This is a genomic window from Streptomyces sp. NPDC005808 (assembly GCF_042871385.1).
In the GTDB taxonomy this organism is placed as follows: Bacteria; Actinomycetota; Actinomycetes; order Streptomycetales; family Streptomycetaceae; genus Streptomyces.
Genome location: NZ_JBIAIK010000013.1, coordinates 230,371 through 247,450 on the forward strand (window position 1 = coordinate 230,371; position 17,080 = coordinate 247,450).

The following is a 17,080-nucleotide window of genomic DNA, read 5'->3' on the forward strand; positions in this document are numbered from 1 at the left end:
GGACCGACCTGGTCACCGGGGAAGTTCCTCAGGGGGGAAGTCCCTCAGGGAAGGATCGAGTCCACGTACCCGCCGTCCACCCGCAGCGCGCCCCCGGTCGTCGCCGAGGCCTGGTCCGAGCTCAGATAGACGACCATGTTCGCGATCTCCTCGGGCTCGATCAGCCGCTGCAGGAGGGACTGCGGGCGGTACTTCCGCATGAAGACACGCTGCGCCTCGTCCCAGGGCAGGGAGCGGTCCACGAGCTCGTAGACGAAGTCCTCCACGCCACCGGTGTGCGTCGGTCCCGCGATGACGGAGTTGACCGTGACGCCCGTCCCCGCGGCCTCCTTCGCGAACCCCCGGCTCACGGCCAGCAGCGCGGTCTTGGACATGCCGTAGTGGATCATCTCGGCGGGGATCACCACCGCGGAGTCGCTGGCGATGTACTGGACGCGTCCCCAGCCCCGGTCGGTCATCGCGGGCAGGTAGGCACGGGTGAGGCGGACGGCCGCGAGGACGTTCACCTCGAAGTAGCGGCGCCACTCGTCGTCGGTGATCTCCAGTGCGGGCCGGGCGCCGAAGATCCCCAGGTTGTTGACCAGGATGTCCACGTCCGGCAGGACCTCCAGGGCCCTGTCCGCTCCGTCCGCGGTGCCGAGGTCGGCGGCCACGGAGACGAACCGTGCCTGCGGGGACTCCTTCGCGAACCGCGCGACAGCCTCCCCCACCCGGCCTTCGTCCCGGCCGCTGACACCCACCCGGGCACCCGCCCGCGCCAGGCCGACAGCGATCGCCGCCCCGATGCCCTGGGTCGAGCCGGTGACCAGCGCGGTCCGTCCTTCGAGGTTCAGCTGCATCAGCACACTCCACTGCCGTATCGGCGGGCCGGGGGCGAACTCCCCCTACGATCATCGGCGAATACCCGTGGATGAGCATGCGATGCGCCCGCCGCCGCACGAGCACGGCCGACGCCACCGCCCGGCTCATCCCCGCCGCGAGGCGTGGACGTCGAGTGGTGCCCTAAGCGAGCGCAGCCGTCGGGCGTGCAGGGGCCTCGTGTGCCAGTGGGCGGTGAAGGTGCTGTCCGACAGTGAGCAGGTCACGGTCAGGCGGTGCGGGGTCTCCAGGAAGAGCACGTCGACACTCACGGTGTCGGGGTCGGTCCATCCGCCGCTCACCGCTGTGGGGACCGGGTCCGCACTGGTGGTCCAAGCGGTCCCGTCGAAGCGCAGGTCGAGCCGGTCGGCGCCCTCGGCCAGCGACACGGTCCAGCCGTCCTCGTCCGCCGCGACCGTGGCCCCCGTCAGACTCGGCTGATCCGCACAGGTGCCGCCCGCCGGGACGAACTCGGCGCCCGACCAGGCACCGCCCTTCTCCGGCGGCCCGGCGAGCGCCACGACCGGTCCCAGCGCGAGCTTCGCGAGACGGTCCCGCAGGGCCGCGTCCTCGCGGCCCGGAAGTGGTGCGGGACCGAACGAGGGCAGCAGGTGCTGCCACACGAGGTTCAGGAAGTCCTGCATCTGCTCGGTCGCCGCAGTCGTCGCGATCACCGCATCGTGCTCGGGCAGCACCAGACAGAACTGCCCGTACGCCCCGTCGCCGCGGTACCCGTGCCGTGACTTCCAGAACTGGAACCCGTACCCCTGCTGCCAGTCCGACAGCGCCGCCTCCGCCGTACCGTCCGCGTTGGCGACCTGCACACGCGTGGCCTCGGCGATCCATGAGGACGGGAGCAGCCGCCGTCCCTCCCAGACGCCGTCCTGGAGGTAGAGCTGACCGAGCCGCGCGATCGCGTCGGTCGCGGCGTGCAGTCCGGTGAAGCCCAGGTCGCGGCCTGCCGGGCGCTGCAGCCAGGCGACCTCGCCGATGCCCAGGGGGTCGAGCAGCCGGGGGCGCAGATACTCCGTCAGCGACCGGCCGCTCACCCGCTGGACGATCGTGGCGAGCGTGTACGTGGCGGGCTGGTTGTAGGCGAAGACGGTGCCGGGATCACGGTCCGGCGGCAGGAGCAGGAAGCCGCGTACGAGTTCCTTCCGGTCGAGCCGGTACGCCGCGTCGTGGGTGTCGGTGAGGTGACCGCCGGCCATGGCCGCGACATGGCGTACGAGCATGGCGCGGCTGCGCGGGTCGGTGATGTCGGCCTCGAACTCGGGGAAGTACGAGATCACGGGGTCGTCGAGGCGCAGCAGTCCTTCGGCGACGGCGAATCCGGCGGCCGTGGAGGTGAAGCTCTTGCTGAGCGAGTAGAGGAGTTGGAGGCGCTCGGGAGTGTACGGCGCCCACCAGCCGGAGGCCACGACGTGACCGTGGCGAAGGATCACCAGGCTGTGCGGTTCGATGTCGGGCGCGGCCTCGACCGCGTCGAGGAAGGCGTGGATGCCTGACGCGTCGACGCCCTGTTCGGCGGGCGTGCTGAGGGGCAGCGGACGGGCGCTCATACGGGTGGCCTCCGGGCGGCTCGGGAGCTGGGCGGCGACGGTGACCACGAAGACGGACAGCCGGCGCCTGCGCCATCTTCTCTCGCACCCCACTCCTCTCCATGAGTTGGCCGCACATCTCCTGAGGCCCGACAGCTGCGGAGGGCTCCTGGGGGGAGGTGTCCGGAGCTGACGGAGCATCGTCATAATGTTCGGGTGATCTTCCCCGCTCCCCTGCAGCGCGTCCCCGTCGTCATCGTCGGTGCGGGACCGGCCGGTCTCACACTCGGCAACATCCTGCGGGCCGCGTCCATCGACTGCGTGGTCCTGGAGACCGAGAGCCGCGAGTTCATCGAACAGCGGCCCCGGGCGGGGTTCATCGAGGAGTGGGCGGTGCGTGCGCTGCGGGAGCGGGGGCTGGCGAACCGGCTCGTGGAGCGGGCACAGCCGCACAGCGAGTGCGAGTTCCGGACCGGCGGCGAGCGTCATCGGTTCCGGTACGCCGAACTGACCGGGGACCGGCACTTCGTCTATCCGCAGCCGTTGTTGGTGACCGACCTGGTGCGCGAGTACGCGGACATCCGGGGCGGCGACATTCGCTTCGGCGTACGCGATGTGGCCCTGCACGGCATCGACGGTGACCTGCCGTCAGTGCTGTACACGGACCCCCTGACGGGCGAGCGGCAGCGTATCGACTGCGAGATCATCGCGGGCTGCGACGGCGCACGGGGTGTGACCCGCACCTATGTGAGCCCCGACCGGGGCAGCGTCGCCCGCTACGACTACGGGGTTGCCTGGCTGGCACTCCTCGCCGAGGCACCGCCATCCTCCGACTGTGTCGTCTTCGGTGTCCACCCGCGCGGATTCGGCGCCCACATGGCCCGCAGCCCCCAGGTCACCCGCTACTACCTGGAGGTCACGCCCGGCGAGGACCCGGAGAACTGGTCCTACGACCGCGTGTAGTCGGAGCTCCACGCACGGCTGGCGGTCAGCGGCGCCCCGCCGCTCACGGAGGGCCCCCTGATCGAGAAGCGGGTGCTCGACATGCACAGCTACGTCGTCGAGCCGATGACGTACGGGCGACTGTTCCTGGCGGGTGACTCCGCTCACCTCGTAGCGCCGATCGCCGCCAAGGGCATGAACCTCGCACTCCATGACGCGCTGCTCCTGGCCGACGGGCTCATCACGTACTTCCGCTCGGGCGACGGCGCCGGCCTGCGCGGCTACTCCTCGGCCTGCCTGACACGTGTCTGGGAGTACCAGGAGTTCTCGCGGTGGTTCGCGGAGTTGCTGCACGGGCCGTCGTCGGGCGATCCCTTCCGGGCCGGATCCGCGGGTGCCCAGCTGCGGCGGATCCTCGGATCGCCCGCCGCGGCCGCCGCCTTCGCCAACTCCTACATAGGAAAGTACACCGGGAGGTGAGCCCGGCTGCGCGGACCGAGAGACCGTGGGGTGAACCCCTTTTCGCGAGCGCGGAGACCGTGCCGTCAGCCCGCGCGCGGGCACAGAGACGGTGACATGAGCCCGTTTCGACGGTGACATGAGCCCGGTTTCACGGACAAGAACAGCGTGAAGACGAGCTGCGGCCCGAAAAAGGGTATGTACGGAACCGTCCTCCGTTGAACACTCAACGTCACCCCCTCCGTACTTCCGGGAAAGGTGAGAACCCCCGGTGCGCAGCGAGGGATGAGCATGGTCAAGGTGCAAGGCCCCACGGACGAGTTGGTCGCCGGAAGATACCGTCTTCTGGCGGTCGTCCACCGGGAGGAGGGCCGCGTCGGCTGGCACGGTGAGGACATCGAGTTCGGCCGGCCGGTCGCCCTGACGCGGTCGCGGCTCCCCAGCCATCTGCGCGAACGGGCGGGGCACCGTACCGCCGCCCGGATCCTGCGCGAGTCCGAGCGCCTGGGGCTGGTCTGCCCCGGCAAGGTGCCCACCGTCGTCGACGTGATCGAGGACAACGGCTTCCTGTGGACGGTCACCGAGCGGCCCGCGGGCTCGCCGCTCGGCGAGATCCTCGGAAACGGTCCGTTGAACTACGTCCGCACCGCCCGCATCGGCCTCGGACTTCTCGACATCATCTCCGCGGCCCATCGGCACGGGCAGACTCACGGCGATCTCAGCCCCGGGCAGGTCTGGGTGGACCAGCAGGGCGGTGTCACGGTGAGCGGCTTCGGCCTGATGGGGGACACTTCCTCGCCCCGTGTCACCGCTCCGTCGTACGCCTCCCCCGAGCAGGCACGCGGCGAGAGCACCCGACCGGCGGCGGATCTGTGGGCACTGGGCGCCATCATGTACGCCATGGTCGAGGGGCGGCCCGCCATCCGGGAACGGGGAGGGCTCGTGGCCACGCTCCGTGCCGTGGAACGGCTCCCCATCCGGCAACCGCAGAACGCGGGACCGCTCGGCCCCGCCATCCAAGGACTCCTGCGCAGGGACCACCTCGAACGGGTGCCCGAGCCTGTGGTGCGCGAGTCCCTGACGCGCATCCTCAAACAGGACCTTGAGGATGCGACACCCACAGCGTCCCTGCCCATATTCCGGGGCACCGGTGCCGCTGTCCGGCGGGAGGGGCGGACCTGGCGCGGACGCCCGGTCGGCTGGCCGGTTCTGGTGGGCGGGGCACTGGCCGTCACCGTCATCTGCTTCGCGGTGCTCACCGCGGCGGGCGGGCTGCCCGACGAGGACAACTCGCCTACCGCTCCCGCACCTTCACCGACCGCTGCCGCGCCTTCGCGGTCGGCTTCCGACAGCCCGTCCGGGACACCCTCCAGTACGGCCACCGCCCCCGACGATCCATCGCCGACCCCGGCCTCCCCCTCGCCCTCGCCCTCCCCCACCGCCTCCGCCTCCGCCTCCGCCTCCGCCGAAGAGACAGCCGGCTTCTCCACCTACACCTCGCCCGAGGGCTTCTCCATCGACCTGCCCACGGGCTGGAAACCCCTGCAGACCAACAGGAACACCGACGGCTCCTACCGTGTCACCTTCGGCGCGAGCGGGGACCCGCGCACGCTGGCCGTCACCTACAGCACCCAGCTCGGCCCTGACCCCGTCGAGGTCTGGTCGGATCTGGAGCCTTCACTACGGAACGACTCCGTCGGCTACGAGCGTCTGGGTGCCATCCGCGTCGTGGACCAACGCGGCTTCGAGGGTGCCGACATGGAGTGGCTCTCCGTGTCCGACGGAGTCCGTGAGCGCACGCTCGGCCGGGGTTTCCTCATCGGCGACAGCCGGGGGTACTCACTGCGCTGGACGACCCCCGCCGACGACTGGAACGCCGCCGCCAATCAGGAGGCGCTGGACACCTTCTTCAAGACCTTCAAGGAAGCGCCGGAGTGACGCGTTGAGCCGACGCGGGGCGGACCTCATCTCCGGCTCGCCGGGCCGAGGCCATCGGGTCTTCGCTGCGACAGCCACAGCGCGACGGCTTCGGCGATGGGCTGGCCGGTCTCCAGTTCCACGAAGCCGAACTGGCCTCCCTGGTTGCCTTCCAGGAACCACCACACGCCCTCCTCGTCCTCGGCGAAGTCGAAGGCGGCATACGCGAGTCCGGTGAAGGTCAGGTATTCGTGGACGGCGCGGACGATGCGGCCTGGCACCGCGACGGGCTCCCAGGCGTGTCCGGTCTCACCGAAACGGCCGTCCACCTGCTCGGGCTCGGCTGTCTTGCGGGCGGCGAACAGGCGGGAGCCGATCGACGTGAGCCGGATGTCGGCGCGCTTGGGGATGTACTGCTGGAGCAGCGCGGGTCCGGCCGCGACACCGGAGAAGTCCGCGCCGGGACCGATCAGTGTGGTCGGCAAAGCCACCGGAGGATCGCCGGGAGGCGGCCCCGAGGCCGACTTGACGACCACGTCGCGGTACTCCTCGACGAACTGCTGGGCGACCTTCGGAGCGGTCGTGATGACGGTGGGTGGCACCGCGAAGCCGCTGCTGTGCGCGACCCGCAACTGCCAGGGCTTGTGCCGGGCCTGCTCGGCACTGCGCGGGTGGTTCATCCAACGGGTGCAGGCGGAGTAGAGCATGCCGAACAGTGCCTGCCGGGTCTCGGCGGTGAGCCACGGCGAGGGATCGGCGGCATGCGCCGCCGGCTCGCCCGGCCTGCGCACCCAGACGGAGCGCAGGCCTCCCATGCTGAGCACATGGCCGTTGACCGACAGATAGCCGTCGAAGTCGCCGTGGGCGTACCCGGCGGACAGCACCGCCTTGCCCGGCACGTCGGCGGGGTCAAGGCGCACCATGGGCACGCCCTGTTCGTGCAGTTTGGCCACCACCATGTCGGCGGTGACGTCCTGCTCGGCTGTGAGAATGAGTACCGTCATGCGCGCGGGCTGCCGTCAGTCGTCGAAGTGGGTCTGGGATCCGGCGGTGGACGTGGTGGTTCCCGAGGCCAGGAGCAGCGCACGATCGCTGACGGCCGGTCGGCCGTCGGGCAGCACGTTCAGTTGGAGTGATACGTCGAAGTGGTACGCGGCTGTCACGGCCGACTGCCCTGTGGGCAGGGCGTAGTTGAGTGTGAACGGTCGCACGAAAGATCCTCTCGCGGTCTCACGATGCTCTACGCCCACCCGTACGTTTCACGACCGTAAGGAATTCATCACTTTCCGCCACATCGGGGTGAAGGTCATCACATCGCGTCGATTCCGGCTTGCTCGTTTCGGTTTTACTTGTGTGTCCGCTTGTTTCCGATTTACTCGTGGCTCTTGTCCGTATCCCGCTGAAGCTTCGGCCAAAGCTTCATCCTCAGTGATCTAAACGCCGACCTTACCCAGGAGAGTTCCCGGTGACCGTAGCCATTGCTCCGTCCGAAGAATCCGCCGCGCGCATCGACGCCCTGGACCCCGAAGTCTCGCGTGACGCACGCGACTTCGGGGCCTACGCGCGGACCGGCGGCTGGAGCTTCGCTCTGAAGGTGGCGCGCAGCGTGCGTCCCGGCGGCCAGTCCGCGGACGAGACGCCGAAGGTCTCCGCGAAGGAGTTCGCCGAGCTGGCCGGATGCTCGCCCGAGCGTGTGATGCGCTACTACAAGGCGTGGGACAAGGCCGCCGATGACGGCCTCGTCCCGCACTTCGAAGGACTGGCACCGGGCCAGGACGTCGAGCTGCCGGACGCCGACGCGTGGCACACGTACTACGTCTCCCGCTCCAGCGCCACGTCCGAGCGCGGCACCGCCATCTCGGAGGCCGCCGAGGCCGAGGGCATCCGGCCCACCAAGGCCCTTGAGGTCGCCGAGAACCCCACCGCCCTGCGGGCCGCGATCCTCGCCGACCCCTCCACCGCCCAGGCCGCGCGGCACGCGCTCCTCGACCGGCTGAAGGAGGACCCGGCGCTCCAGGCCGAGTTGGCCCGGGACATCGCCCGTACCGACGAACTCAAGAAGGCGGTCGCCACCGAGACCAGGGCGGCCGACCGGATCGGTTACGTGCGCCAGATCGCGGAGAAGGGCCAGATCAGGACCCCGGCCGGGCAGACCCTCGACGCGCCGGCCGAACTGCGCTCCGAGGCCGAGCGGCACCTGTCTCTCCTGGACGAGCTGGAGGAGGGCGAGGACGCCGGCGAGTGGGCGACCGATGCCTACGACACCATGAAGAACATGGTGGTCGAGACCGTGCAGGCCGACCCCGAACTGCGTGTCCAGGAGCGCCGGACGAAGTTCTACAGCAGTCTTCAGAAGGCCACGAAGGTGTTCGAGGAGCTCACTTTCGACGACGCCGACGACATCTACGAGGACGACATGGTGCAGCGCCTGGAGGAGCTCCAGCAGGCGATCGGCTCCTGCATCGCGGCGCTACGGAACGCGGCTCCCCAGCAGTGAGTCGGGCCCGCGGCCCCGCGAGAGCGGGTCTCTCTCGCGGGGCCGCGGGGATCACTGAGGAAGGAAGGCCGGGGGGCGCCCGCCGGGTGTTGGGCCGTTCGGCGAGCTCGAAGGCGAGAGTGCCGCGCTCGGCCGCCGGCACCGGCCGCTACCAGCGCCCCTCGACCTGCTCCTTGATCCGGCGCTCATAGAGCTCCTCGATCGCGTCGAGGGTCTTCTGCGGCAGCTCGGGCAGCTGCGCCGCCGCCGCGTTGGCGCGCGCCTGCTCGGGATTGCGGGCGCCCGGGATCACCGTGGTCACGCCGGGCTGCTGGATGATCCAGCGCAGCGCCAGCTGGGCAGGGGTGGCGCCCTCCGGGGCGAGGGCGGAGAACTCGGCCGCCGCCTCCACACCGGTCACGAAGTCGACGCCGGAGAAGGTCTCGCCCTGGTCGAAGGCCTCTCCGTGGCGGTTGTACGTACGGTGGTCGTCCGCCGCGAAGACGGTGTCCTTGCTGTACTTGCCGGAGAGCAGGCCGGAAGCGAGCGGGACACGGGCGATGACGGCGACGCCGGCCTCCCGCGCCGCCGGGAGTACCTGCCGCAGGGGCTTCATACGGAACGGGTTGAGGATGATCTGGACGCTCGCCACGTTCGGGCGGGCGATCGCCGTCAGTGCCTCCTCGCACGTCTCGACACTCACTCCGTACGCGGCGATCCGCTCCTCCTCGACCAGGGTGTCAAGGGCGTCGAACACCTCGTCCGAGGAGTAGACGGACGTCGGCGGGCAGTGCAGCTGCACCAGGTCGAGGCGGTCGACGCCGAGGTTGCGCCGGGACCGGTCGTTCCAGGCGCGGAAGTTGTCGAGAACGTAGTTCTCCGGGAGCTGGTCGACGCGGCGGCCCATCTTGGTCCCGACCAGCACGTGCAGGTCCGGCCTCCCGCGCAGGAACGTCGCGATGGTCTGCTCGCTCCGCCCGTCGCCGTACACGTCTGCCGTGTCGAAGAAGGTGACCCCCGACTCGGCCGCCGTCTCCAGTACGGCCAGCGCGTCCTGGTCACTCACGTCGCCCCAGTCCGCGCCCAACTGCCACGTGCCGAGACCGATGACCGAAGCCTGCTGACCTGACCTGCCGAATGCGCGCTCATCCATGCCGTAAGTCTGACACCTCCCCGGCCGCGCACAGGACGCCGTCCGACGGGCCACACCGGTGCGGCCGTAAAGCGTCCGCTCGCAAAGGTCGGCCATCGGATGCGTGAAGCACTGCGACAGGAGGCCAGTCCTGTCAACTCCCGCCCGGCGTGGACCAGATGACCGACCATTCAAGAAATGAACCGCCCCGCAGGGGACGGGGCGCGCCCTTCCTGCCGGCCGACACGGTGCCCGGCCTCACCCGTCCCGCCGGGTTCCGCCGTGCCCGCCTCTTTCGACGAGGCGAAGGACCGGACTGGCGCGGACGGCCAAGGTGCTGGACCGGCTCGGCCCGTACGGCGTTCAGGACGACGCCTTCCTCAGGCGGTTGTCTCCGTGACTCCCGGTGTCTGCCGGTCCGGCGTCCTCAGGCCCCGGAACAGCCACCGGGCGGGGATTGCCAGGAGCCACCAGTACTTGGCTGCCGTCGGGGAGGCGAAGGCCACCGGGATGGAGGTGGCGAAGACACCCGCCATCGACACGCTCCGCCAGAGGGAGTCCTTGACACCACCGGGCCCTGTGTCCGTCATGGCGAGGGACGGCCGCACGAGCAGCCGGGCCGCCATCCCGCCGAGCAGCCCGACGGCCAGGGCGATCACCGCGGCGTAGAACGCGGTGGCCGCGGTCGTCCCGCCGTACTCGCTGATGAGCCGCGTGGGGAACGGGAGCGCGGCGACCACGGCGAGCTGGGCGAGATAGAGGTTGAGCAGCCGGCGGTCGAGCGTCGCGACCTGACGGAACAACGCATGCTGGGCCTGCCAGAGCACGCCGATCACGGCAAAGCTCAGCAGGTACGCGCCCATCTTGGGCACGGCGTCCCGCAATGCCGCACCGACCTCGGCGTCGGCCAGTCCTTCGGGCACCGTGATGTCAAGGGCCAGCAGCGTGATGGCGATCGCGAAGACCGCGTCGCCGAAGAAGAGGAGCCGTTCCGGACCGATCACGGTTTCGCGGCGCGGGAGCTGGAACCTGCGGTTGTCCATGGGGCAGCACCATTGGCAGTCGTTTGTGGGTGGATGGCCCGACATCGTCGAGGCAGAAGTCGCGCCCTGGCGCGACGCGACCTCGATGAGGTCATGAAATACCACGCGCGACGGTGATCGTTTAACTCCTTGTGCGCGGGCCCGTCCTGGGGACCCCTTATTTCACATCTTGAGTTTACGTCTTGACGTGTCTGGACCAGACCAATAAGTTCACCGATCACCAGCGTCCCACGAATACGCCCAATCGTTCATGGACGTGAACCCCCCACTCATCAGCACCTTTGAAGGGCTGTGATCGCCGTGATGCCCAGACGATCCCTCGCGCGCTCCACCACGCTACGCACCACCCTCGCCACGGCAGTACTCGCTCTCTCGGCCAGTGCCCTCAGTGCCTCAACCGCCGCTGCCGCCACCGGTACCATCACCGGCCTCGGAGGCAAGTGTCTGGACGTCGCCGGAGCGAGCTCCACGAACGGCACGGCCGTACAGCTCTACGACTGCAACGGCACCGCCGCGCAGCAGTGGACCCTCGGCTCCGACGGGACCATACGCGCCCTGGGCAAATGCCTCGACGTCACCGGCAACTCGACCGCGGACGGCGCCAAGCTCCAGCTGTGGGACTGCGCGGGCAGCACCAACCAGAAGTGGACGGTCTCCACGGCCGGCGCCATCATCGGTACGCAGTCCAACAAGTGCGCCGACGTCACGGGCAGCAGCTCGGCCAACGCCACTCCCATCCAGCTCTGGACCTGTGGCGGCGCCGCCAACCAGAAGTGGACCACGCCCCCCGTCGACGGTGGCACGACCCCGCCCCCCACCACCACCGCGCCGATGGCCGTCGCGCCGTACATCTACAACGGCTGGGGCAGCCCGCCCAGCCCCACCACGGTCATGAACGCCACCGGCGTCAAGTGGTTCACGCTGGCCTTCGTCCTCAGCAACGGCTACTGCAACCCGCAGTGGGACGGCAGCCGCGCGCTGGCCGGTGGCGTCGACCAGACGACCATCAACACCGTGCGCGCCAACGGCGGCGACGTCATTCCGTCGTTCGGTGGCTACAGCGGCAACAAGCTGGAGAGTTCCTGCTCCACCGCCGGTGAGCTGGCGGCCGCGTACCAGAAGGTCATCAACGCCTACGCGCTCAAGGCCATCGACATCGACATCGAGGCCGACGCCTACAGCAACACGACGGTCCAGCAGCGCACCGTGGACGCGCTCAAGACCATCAAGGCCAACAACCCCGGCATCAAGGTGTACGTCACCATCGGCACCGGGCAGAGCGGCCCCGACACGGGCCTCATCAACCGGGCCGCGGCGTCCGGTCTTACCGTCGACGGCTGGACGATCATGCCGTTCGACTTCGGCGGAGTGGGCCAGAACATGGGCACGCTCACCGTTCAGGCGGCCGAGGGCCTCAAGACGGCGCTCAAGAACGCCTATGGGTACACCGACGACCAGGCGTACCGGGGCATGGGCATCTCGTCCATGAACGGGATCACCGACGTCAACGAGACGGTCACCCCCGCCAACTTCGAGACGATCCTCGCCTACGCCCAGCAGCACCACCTGGCGCGGCTGACGTTCTGGTCGGTCAACCGTGACCGTCCCTGCTCCGGCGCCTACCCGAACAACGACACGTGCTCGGGTGTGTCCCAGACCGCCTGGCAGTTCACCAGCATCTTCGCCAGGTACACCGGCTGACGGACACAGTCCGCGCCCCCGTGCTCACCCCTCATTTCCCCCCCTCTTCTCAGGAGAAGTCGTGCTCAGACGCAGCACAGAATCCGGCCGCCGCCGGATACCGAAACTGGTGATCGCGGTCGCCCTCATGGCGAGCACCGTCACCGGAATCACGATCGCCTCGCAGGACAAGGCAGTCGCGGCCGCCGCGGCGCTGCCCACCGGGTTGGCCACCGTGGTGAACGGGGGCAGCGGCAAGTGTCTGGACGCCGCCTCCGCCGGAACGGCGAACGGCACCGTGGTGCAGCAGTACACCTGCAACGGCTCCACGGCCCAGCAGTGGAGTCTGACCACCACGAGCGACGGCTATGTGCAGATCGGCACCGCCAACAGCACCAGCCAGGTCGTTGACGTGAGCGACAACTCCACGGTCGACAACGCTCTCGTCCACCTCTGGGCGTACGGCGGCGGCAACAACCAGCAGTGGCTGCCTGTCGACGAGGGAGCGGGCAACTACCACTTCGTCAACCGCAACAGCGGCAAGTGCCTGGACGTCCCCAGCGCGTCGACCGCTGACGGCGTGCAGCTCGTGCAGTACACGTGCAACGGGTCCGCGGCCCAGCGCTTCCAGGTGGCGGCCGTGGCCCCGCCGACCGGCGGAGTCGACCTCGGTGCGAACGTGGTCGTGTTCGACCCGTCGATGTCGGCGTCGACCATCCAGACCCGGCTGAACACCATCTTCCAGCAGCAGCAGTCGAACCAGTTCGGCTCCCAGCGCTACGCGGTGATGTTCAAGCCGGGCACCTACAGCGCCGACGTCAACGTCGGCTTCTACACGCAGGTCCTCGGACTGGGCCTGTCCCCGGACTCGGTGACGATCAATGGCGCGGTGCACGCCGAGGCCGACTGGTTCCAGGGCAACGCCACCCAGAACTTCTGGCGCGGCGCCGAGAACCTCTCGGTCAACCCGACGAGCGGCACCGACCGTTGGGCCGTGTCCCAGGCCTCGTCCTACCGCCGGATGCACGTACGCGGCAACCTCGCTCTGGACGACGGTGGTTGGTCCAGCGGCGGGTACATGGCCGACACGAAGATCGACGGCCAGGTGAACTCCGGCAGCCAGCAGCAGTGGCTGACCCGCAACTCGCAGCTCGGCAGCTGGACCGGCTCCAACTGGAACATGGTCTTCGTCGGCAGCCAGGGTGTGCCGGCCAACACCTTCCCCAGCCCGCCGAACACCACGGTGGCGCAGAGCCCGATCACCCGTGAGAAGCCGTTCCTGTACGTCGACAGCGCCGGCAGCTACCAGGTGTTCGTGCCGAGCACGCGGTCGAACTCCACGGGAACCAGCTGGGCGAGCGGCAGCACCGCCGGTACCTCGCTCCCGATGGACCAGTTCTACATCGTCAAGGCCGGCTCGACCGCCTCGCAGATCAACGCCGCGCTGGCCGCGGGCAAGAACCTCCTGGTCACCCCCGGCGTCTACCACCTGGACCAGACCCTGCAGGTGAACCGCGCCGACACGGTCATCCTCGGACTGGGCCTCGCCACCTTCATCCCGGACAACGGCATCACCGCGATGAAGGTCGCCGACGTCGACGGAGTCAAGATCGCGGGCGTTCTCTTCGACGCGGGCACGACCAACTCGCCGACGCTGCTGGAGGTCGGCCCCACCGGCGCCACCGCCACGCACACCACCAACCCGACGTCCCTGCACGACGTGTACTTCCGCGTCGGCGGCGCTGCCGTGGGCAAGGCGACCACCAGCCTCGTCGTCAACAGCGACAACGTCATCGGCGACCACATGTGGATCTGGCGCGCCGACCACGGAACCGGGGTCGGCTGGACCACCAACACCGCGGATACCGGGCTCATCGTGAACGGCGACAACGTCACGATGTACGGCCTGTTCGTCGAGCACTACCAGAAGTACCAGACCATCTGGAACGGCAACGGCGGCAGAACGTACTTCTACCAGAACGAGATGCCGTACGACCCGCCCAACCAGGCCGCCTGGATGAACGGTACGACGCAGGGCTACGCCGCCTACAAGGTCGCCGCCACCGTCACCAGCCATCAGGCGTGGGGGCTGGGCAGTTACTGCTACTTCAACGTCAACCCAGCGGTCGCGGCCGAGCGGGCCTACGAGGTGCCGAGCAACGGCGGCACGCGTCTGACGAACATGGTGACCGTCTCCCTGGGCGGCGTGGGCACGATCCGGCATGTCGTCAACAGCAACGGCGGCCCGTCCAACTCCACCACCAACGTGGCCAACCTCGTCAGCTACCCCTGACGCGTTCGGAAAGGATCGTTCATGCGTATCAGCAGTTCTGGTCCGGCACGTATGGCCCTGAAGGTTCTCGTCCTGCTGGCGACGTTGCTCGGCCTGGCGGCACCACCCGCCGCCCAGGCCGACACCTCGGCGGTCCCGTTCAAGGTGCTCGCGCTCTACAACGGCACCTGGGACGCCGCGCACATCGACTTCGTCAAGGAGGCGAACACCTGGTTCCCCCAGCAGGCGGCGGCGAACGGCTTCACCTACACCTCCAGCAACAACTGGGACCTGCTCGCCAACGGCGGCGTCAACGCGTACCAGGTCGTGCTTTTCCTCGACGACCTGCCGCAGACGGCCGCCCAGCGGACGGGGTTCGAGACGTACATGAGGGGTGGCGGCGCCTGGCTGGGCTTCCATGTCGCGGCCTTCACGACCAATGCGTCGGCCTGGCCCTGGTACCACAACACGTTCCTCGGCAGCGGTAACTTCGCGACGAACACGTGGGGACCTACCTCAGAGGTCCTGAAGGTGGACGACCGTACGCACGCGGCCACCAAGAACCTGCCGGCGACTTTCACCTCGTCGGTCAGCGAGTGGTACAGCTGGTCCAACAATCTGCGGACAAACCCGAACATCAAGGTGCTGGCCTCGCTCGACTCCAGCACCTTCCCGGTGGGAACCGACCCCAACCAGACCTGGTACAGCGGCGATTACCCCATCGTTTGGACCAACACGCAGTACAAGATGCTGTACGCGAACTTCGGGCACAACGCGATGAACTACGACACCAACACGCGGCTGTCCTCGACGTTCGGTGGCGCGACACAGAACCAGCTCGTGCTGGACGGGCTGAAGTGGCTGGGCGGGGCCGACACCACGACCCCGCCGGCGGACTCGCTCTCCGAGACCGCCTGGTACTCGCTGACCAACGCCGGCAACGGCACCTGTGTGGACGCCCGTTCGGCCGCCACGGCGAACGGAACCGCGATCCAGCAGTACGCCTGCAACGGCACGCAGGCGCAGCAGTTCCAGTTCCGCTCGACCGACAGCGGATACCGGCAGGCCGGGATCCGCACCAGTCCACAACAGGTCATCGACGTGGCCGGCGTCTCGACAGCCGACAACGCGGGGCTGCAGCTGTGGACCTACTCGGCCGGCCAGAACCAGCAGTGGCTTCCGGTGAAGGAAAGCACCGGGCGCTACCACTTCACGGCCCGCCACAGCGGTAAGTGCCTGACTGCGGCAACCGCCGCGACGAACAGCGTGCAGCTCACCCAGCTCACCTGCAACGGCTCCACTGCGCAGAGCTTCACGCTCACCGCACAACCCTGACCGATCAGCACACCGGTGCCCCCCGTCGCGTACCAGCGACGGGGGGCACCGTCATGTCCTAGCTCGCGAGGAGGGCGGCTTCGGTGCCACCGAGCAGGAAGGCGCCGACACCGAAGTTCGCGGTGGAGTCGTAGGTGACGGGCTGGCTGGACTCCGGGCGGTCGCCGACGTTCTGCACGTAGCCCAGGAAGCCGTCGGCGTGTACGGCGGTGGTGACCATGCCGTTCCAGGCCCGGGCGGCGACCGGGAGGTAGGTGGCGCGGTCGACGAGGCCGGCGGCGACCGCGTAGGCCGTGCCGTAGAGGAAGAAGGACGTGCCGCTGGTCTCGGGGCCGGGCAGATGGGCTGCGTCGGCGAGGTTGACGTTCCAGAAGCCGTCGGTGCGCTGCACAGCTCGCAGGGCCGTCACCAGCCGGATCAGGGTGTCGCGGTACTCGATGGTGTGCCGCTCGGTGGACGGGAGGGCCTTGAGGGTCTTGACGTGTCCACCCGTCACCCATCCGTTGCCGCGCGACCACACCACAGGCTTGCCCGTCGGGGACAGGATCCCGCCCGGCAGGAAGCGTTTGTCGCGATACCACAGGCCGGTGCCGGCGGCGTACAGGCCGGGGCCTCCCTCGATGCGCTTGGTGTGGTTGTAGAGGGCGTACAGCTTCTCCCAGTACTGGGTGTCCTGCCGAAGTGCGCCCAGTCGGGCGAAGGGCGGCATCGCCATGTGGAGCGTGTCGTCCCACCACCAGTCGTCGTTCTTGGCGGGCTGGTCCGTGTAGACCATGCGGCGCAGGGACGTCTCGATGGCCGTGAGCTTCTGCGCGTCGGGCTCCAGCGCGTACAGGTCGAGGTAGGCCTGTCCGGCGTTGTGGTTGTCGGCGTGGCGCGTGGTCACTCCGCCGTTGAGGCCGTACGCGTGCTTCTCCGCCCAGCTCCGGGCGTAGTCGAGGTAGCGGGCGCTCCCGGTCAGGCGCTGCAGGGCGAGCAGCCCGCTGAAGAACGTGGCGTTGGCCCAGCCGTTGTCGCCGGAGTTCGTATGGGTGGCGATCCACTGGTCGGCCACGCGGCGCAGGACGGTGGTGATCTCGGCCCTCGACGGAAGCACGGGTGACACGGCGTACGGGGCCGCTTGTGCGGTGCCCGTCAGGGAGGGCGCGAGAGCGGCGGAGGCACTGAGCGCGGCCGCGCCGGAGAGCAGGCGTCGTCTATGCATATGAACAACTCCTACGGATGGGGCTCTCATCCTCGGCTCCCCGGTCACACGGTGTCCATGGCTCGTCGTCAAGTAGCCGTAACCTGAAGGGAGTTCAGCTCATCCGTGCTGTTCAGCGGACAGAACGTGGTGACGAGGAGAGACCTACGCCGAAGGCGCCGCTCGATGCCTGTGGTGAACGGGAACCGCCCACGTCACGCCCGGTGCGAGCACCCGGGCCA

General features: G+C 68.9%; 12 protein-coding genes and 1 pseudogene. 6 read left to right on the plus strand and 7 right to left on the minus strand.

Annotation, left to right across the window (positions count from 1 at the left end; genetic code table 11):
* Positions 1–44: 44 nt before the first annotated feature.
* Both ACFYPC_RS27195 and ACFYPC_RS27200 read right to left on the minus strand, forming a co-directional pair.
* The gene (locus tag ACFYPC_RS27195) at positions 45–839 is read right to left on the minus strand and encodes an SDR family NAD(P)-dependent oxidoreductase (protein ID WP_388681193.1); all 795 of its coding nucleotides are present in this window, start codon (positions 837–839) and stop codon (positions 45–47) included.
* 126 nt (positions 840–965) lie between these two features.
* Positions 966–2,420: a serine hydrolase domain-containing protein gene (locus ACFYPC_RS27200; protein ID WP_388681258.1), complete on the minus strand. Its 1,455-nt coding sequence runs from the start codon at positions 2,418–2,420 to the stop codon at positions 966–968.
* Positions 2,421–2,615: 195 nt separating this feature from the next.
* Between ACFYPC_RS27200 and ACFYPC_RS27205 the strand changes: the two are divergent.
* Both ACFYPC_RS27205 and ACFYPC_RS27210 read left to right on the plus strand, forming a co-directional pair.
* Positions 2,616–3,821 (plus strand): annotated as a pseudogene (locus ACFYPC_RS27205) (4-hydroxybenzoate 3-monooxygenase).
* Positions 3,822–4,091: 270 nt separating this feature from the next.
* Positions 4,092–5,738 (plus strand): serine/threonine protein kinase, encoded by a 1,647-nt coding sequence (locus ACFYPC_RS27210; RefSeq protein ID WP_388681195.1) that lies wholly within the window; start codon positions 4,092–4,094, stop codon positions 5,736–5,738.
* 26 nt (positions 5,739–5,764) lie between these two features.
* Here ACFYPC_RS27210 and tgmB read toward each other — a convergent pair whose 3' ends face one another.
* Together tgmB and tgmA are read right to left on the minus strand one after the other, a co-directional pair.
* Positions 5,765–6,721 carry an ATP-grasp ribosomal peptide maturase gene (gene tgmB, locus ACFYPC_RS27215; protein ID WP_388681196.1) on the minus strand — a complete coding sequence of 319 codons (957 nt, stop codon included), beginning with the start codon at positions 6,719–6,721 and terminating at the stop codon, positions 5,765–5,767.
* Positions 6,722–6,736: 15 nt separating this feature from the next.
* Positions 6,737–6,928, minus strand: coding sequence for a putative ATP-grasp-modified RiPP (gene tgmA, locus ACFYPC_RS27220; RefSeq protein ID WP_266837178.1), 192 nt, complete (start codon positions 6,926–6,928; stop codon positions 6,737–6,739).
* 254 nt (positions 6,929–7,182) lie between these two features.
* On the opposite strand from tgmA, the gene ACFYPC_RS27225 reads away from it, so the two are divergent.
* Positions 7,183–8,214, plus strand: a complete 1,032-nt coding sequence (locus ACFYPC_RS27225) for a hypothetical protein (protein WP_388681198.1) — start codon at positions 7,183–7,185, stop codon at positions 8,212–8,214.
* A 148-nt stretch (positions 8,215–8,362) separates the two neighbouring features.
* On the opposite strand, the gene ACFYPC_RS27230 is transcribed toward ACFYPC_RS27225, so the two are convergent.
* Positions 8,363–9,346 carry an aldo/keto reductase gene (locus ACFYPC_RS27230; protein ID WP_388681200.1) on the minus strand — a complete coding sequence of 328 codons (984 nt, stop codon included), beginning with the start codon at positions 9,344–9,346 and terminating at the stop codon, positions 8,363–8,365.
* A gap of 359 nt (positions 9,347–9,705) precedes the next feature.
* Complete coding sequence (locus ACFYPC_RS27235; RefSeq protein ID WP_388681203.1) at positions 9,706–10,368, minus strand: TMEM175 family protein; 663 nt, start codon at positions 10,366–10,368, stop codon at positions 9,706–9,708.
* A gap of 303 nt (positions 10,369–10,671) precedes the next feature.
* Here ACFYPC_RS27235 and ACFYPC_RS27240 point away from each other — a divergent pair, with 303 nt between their 5' ends.
* The 3 genes from ACFYPC_RS27240 (at position 10,672) to ACFYPC_RS27250 (ending at position 15,655) form a co-directional block, all read left to right on the plus strand.
* Positions 10,672–12,069 (plus strand): ricin-type beta-trefoil lectin domain protein, encoded by a 1,398-nt coding sequence (locus tag ACFYPC_RS27240; RefSeq protein ID WP_388681206.1) that lies wholly within the window; start codon positions 10,672–10,674, stop codon positions 12,067–12,069.
* A gap of 127 nt (positions 12,070–12,196) precedes the next feature.
* A complete protein-coding gene (locus ACFYPC_RS27245; protein WP_388681260.1) occupies positions 12,197–14,341 on the plus strand; it encodes an RICIN domain-containing protein in 2,145 nt (714 codons plus the stop codon).
* A 21-nt stretch (positions 14,342–14,362) separates the two neighbouring features.
* On the plus strand, positions 14,363–15,655 hold the full coding sequence (locus tag ACFYPC_RS27250; protein ID WP_388681208.1) for a ThuA domain-containing protein: 1,293 nt from the start codon (positions 14,363–14,365) through the stop codon (positions 15,653–15,655).
* 58 nt (positions 15,656–15,713) lie between these two features.
* Here ACFYPC_RS27250 and ACFYPC_RS27255 read toward each other — a convergent pair whose 3' ends face one another.
* Positions 15,714–16,859 carry a glycoside hydrolase family 88 protein gene (locus tag ACFYPC_RS27255; protein WP_388681211.1) on the minus strand — a complete coding sequence of 382 codons (1,146 nt, stop codon included), beginning with the start codon at positions 16,857–16,859 and terminating at the stop codon, positions 15,714–15,716.
* Positions 16,860–17,080 lie beyond the last annotated feature (221 nt).

Bases quoted from the DNA above. Each gene is read 5' to 3' on its own strand.
- ACFYPC_RS27195 (WP_388681193.1), bottom strand. From the start codon at position 839: ATGCAGCTGAACCTCGAAGGACGGACCGCGCTGGTCACCGGCTCGACC.
- ACFYPC_RS27200 (WP_388681258.1), bottom strand. From the start codon at position 2,420: ATGAGCGCCCGTCCGCTGCCCCTCAGCACGCCCGCCGAACAGGGCGTC.
- ACFYPC_RS27210 (WP_388681195.1), top strand. From the start codon at position 4,092: ATGGTCAAGGTGCAAGGCCCCACGGACGAGTTGGTCGCCGGAAGATAC.
- tgmB (WP_388681196.1), bottom strand. From the start codon at position 6,721: ATGACGGTACTCATTCTCACAGCCGAGCAGGACGTCACCGCCGACATG.
- ACFYPC_RS27230 (WP_388681200.1), bottom strand. From the start codon at position 9,346: ATGGATGAGCGCGCATTCGGCAGGTCAGGTCAGCAGGCTTCGGTCATC.
- ACFYPC_RS27235 (WP_388681203.1), bottom strand. From the start codon at position 10,368: ATGGACAACCGCAGGTTCCAGCTCCCGCGCCGCGAAACCGTGATCGGT.
- ACFYPC_RS27240 (WP_388681206.1), top strand. From the start codon at position 10,672: ATGCCCAGACGATCCCTCGCGCGCTCCACCACGCTACGCACCACCCTC.
- ACFYPC_RS27245 (WP_388681260.1), top strand. From the start codon at position 12,197: ATGGCGAGCACCGTCACCGGAATCACGATCGCCTCGCAGGACAAGGCA.
- ACFYPC_RS27250 (WP_388681208.1), top strand. From the start codon at position 14,363: ATGCGTATCAGCAGTTCTGGTCCGGCACGTATGGCCCTGAAGGTTCTC.
- ACFYPC_RS27255 (WP_388681211.1), bottom strand. From the start codon at position 16,859: ATGCATAGACGACGCCTGCTCTCCGGCGCGGCCGCGCTCAGTGCCTCC.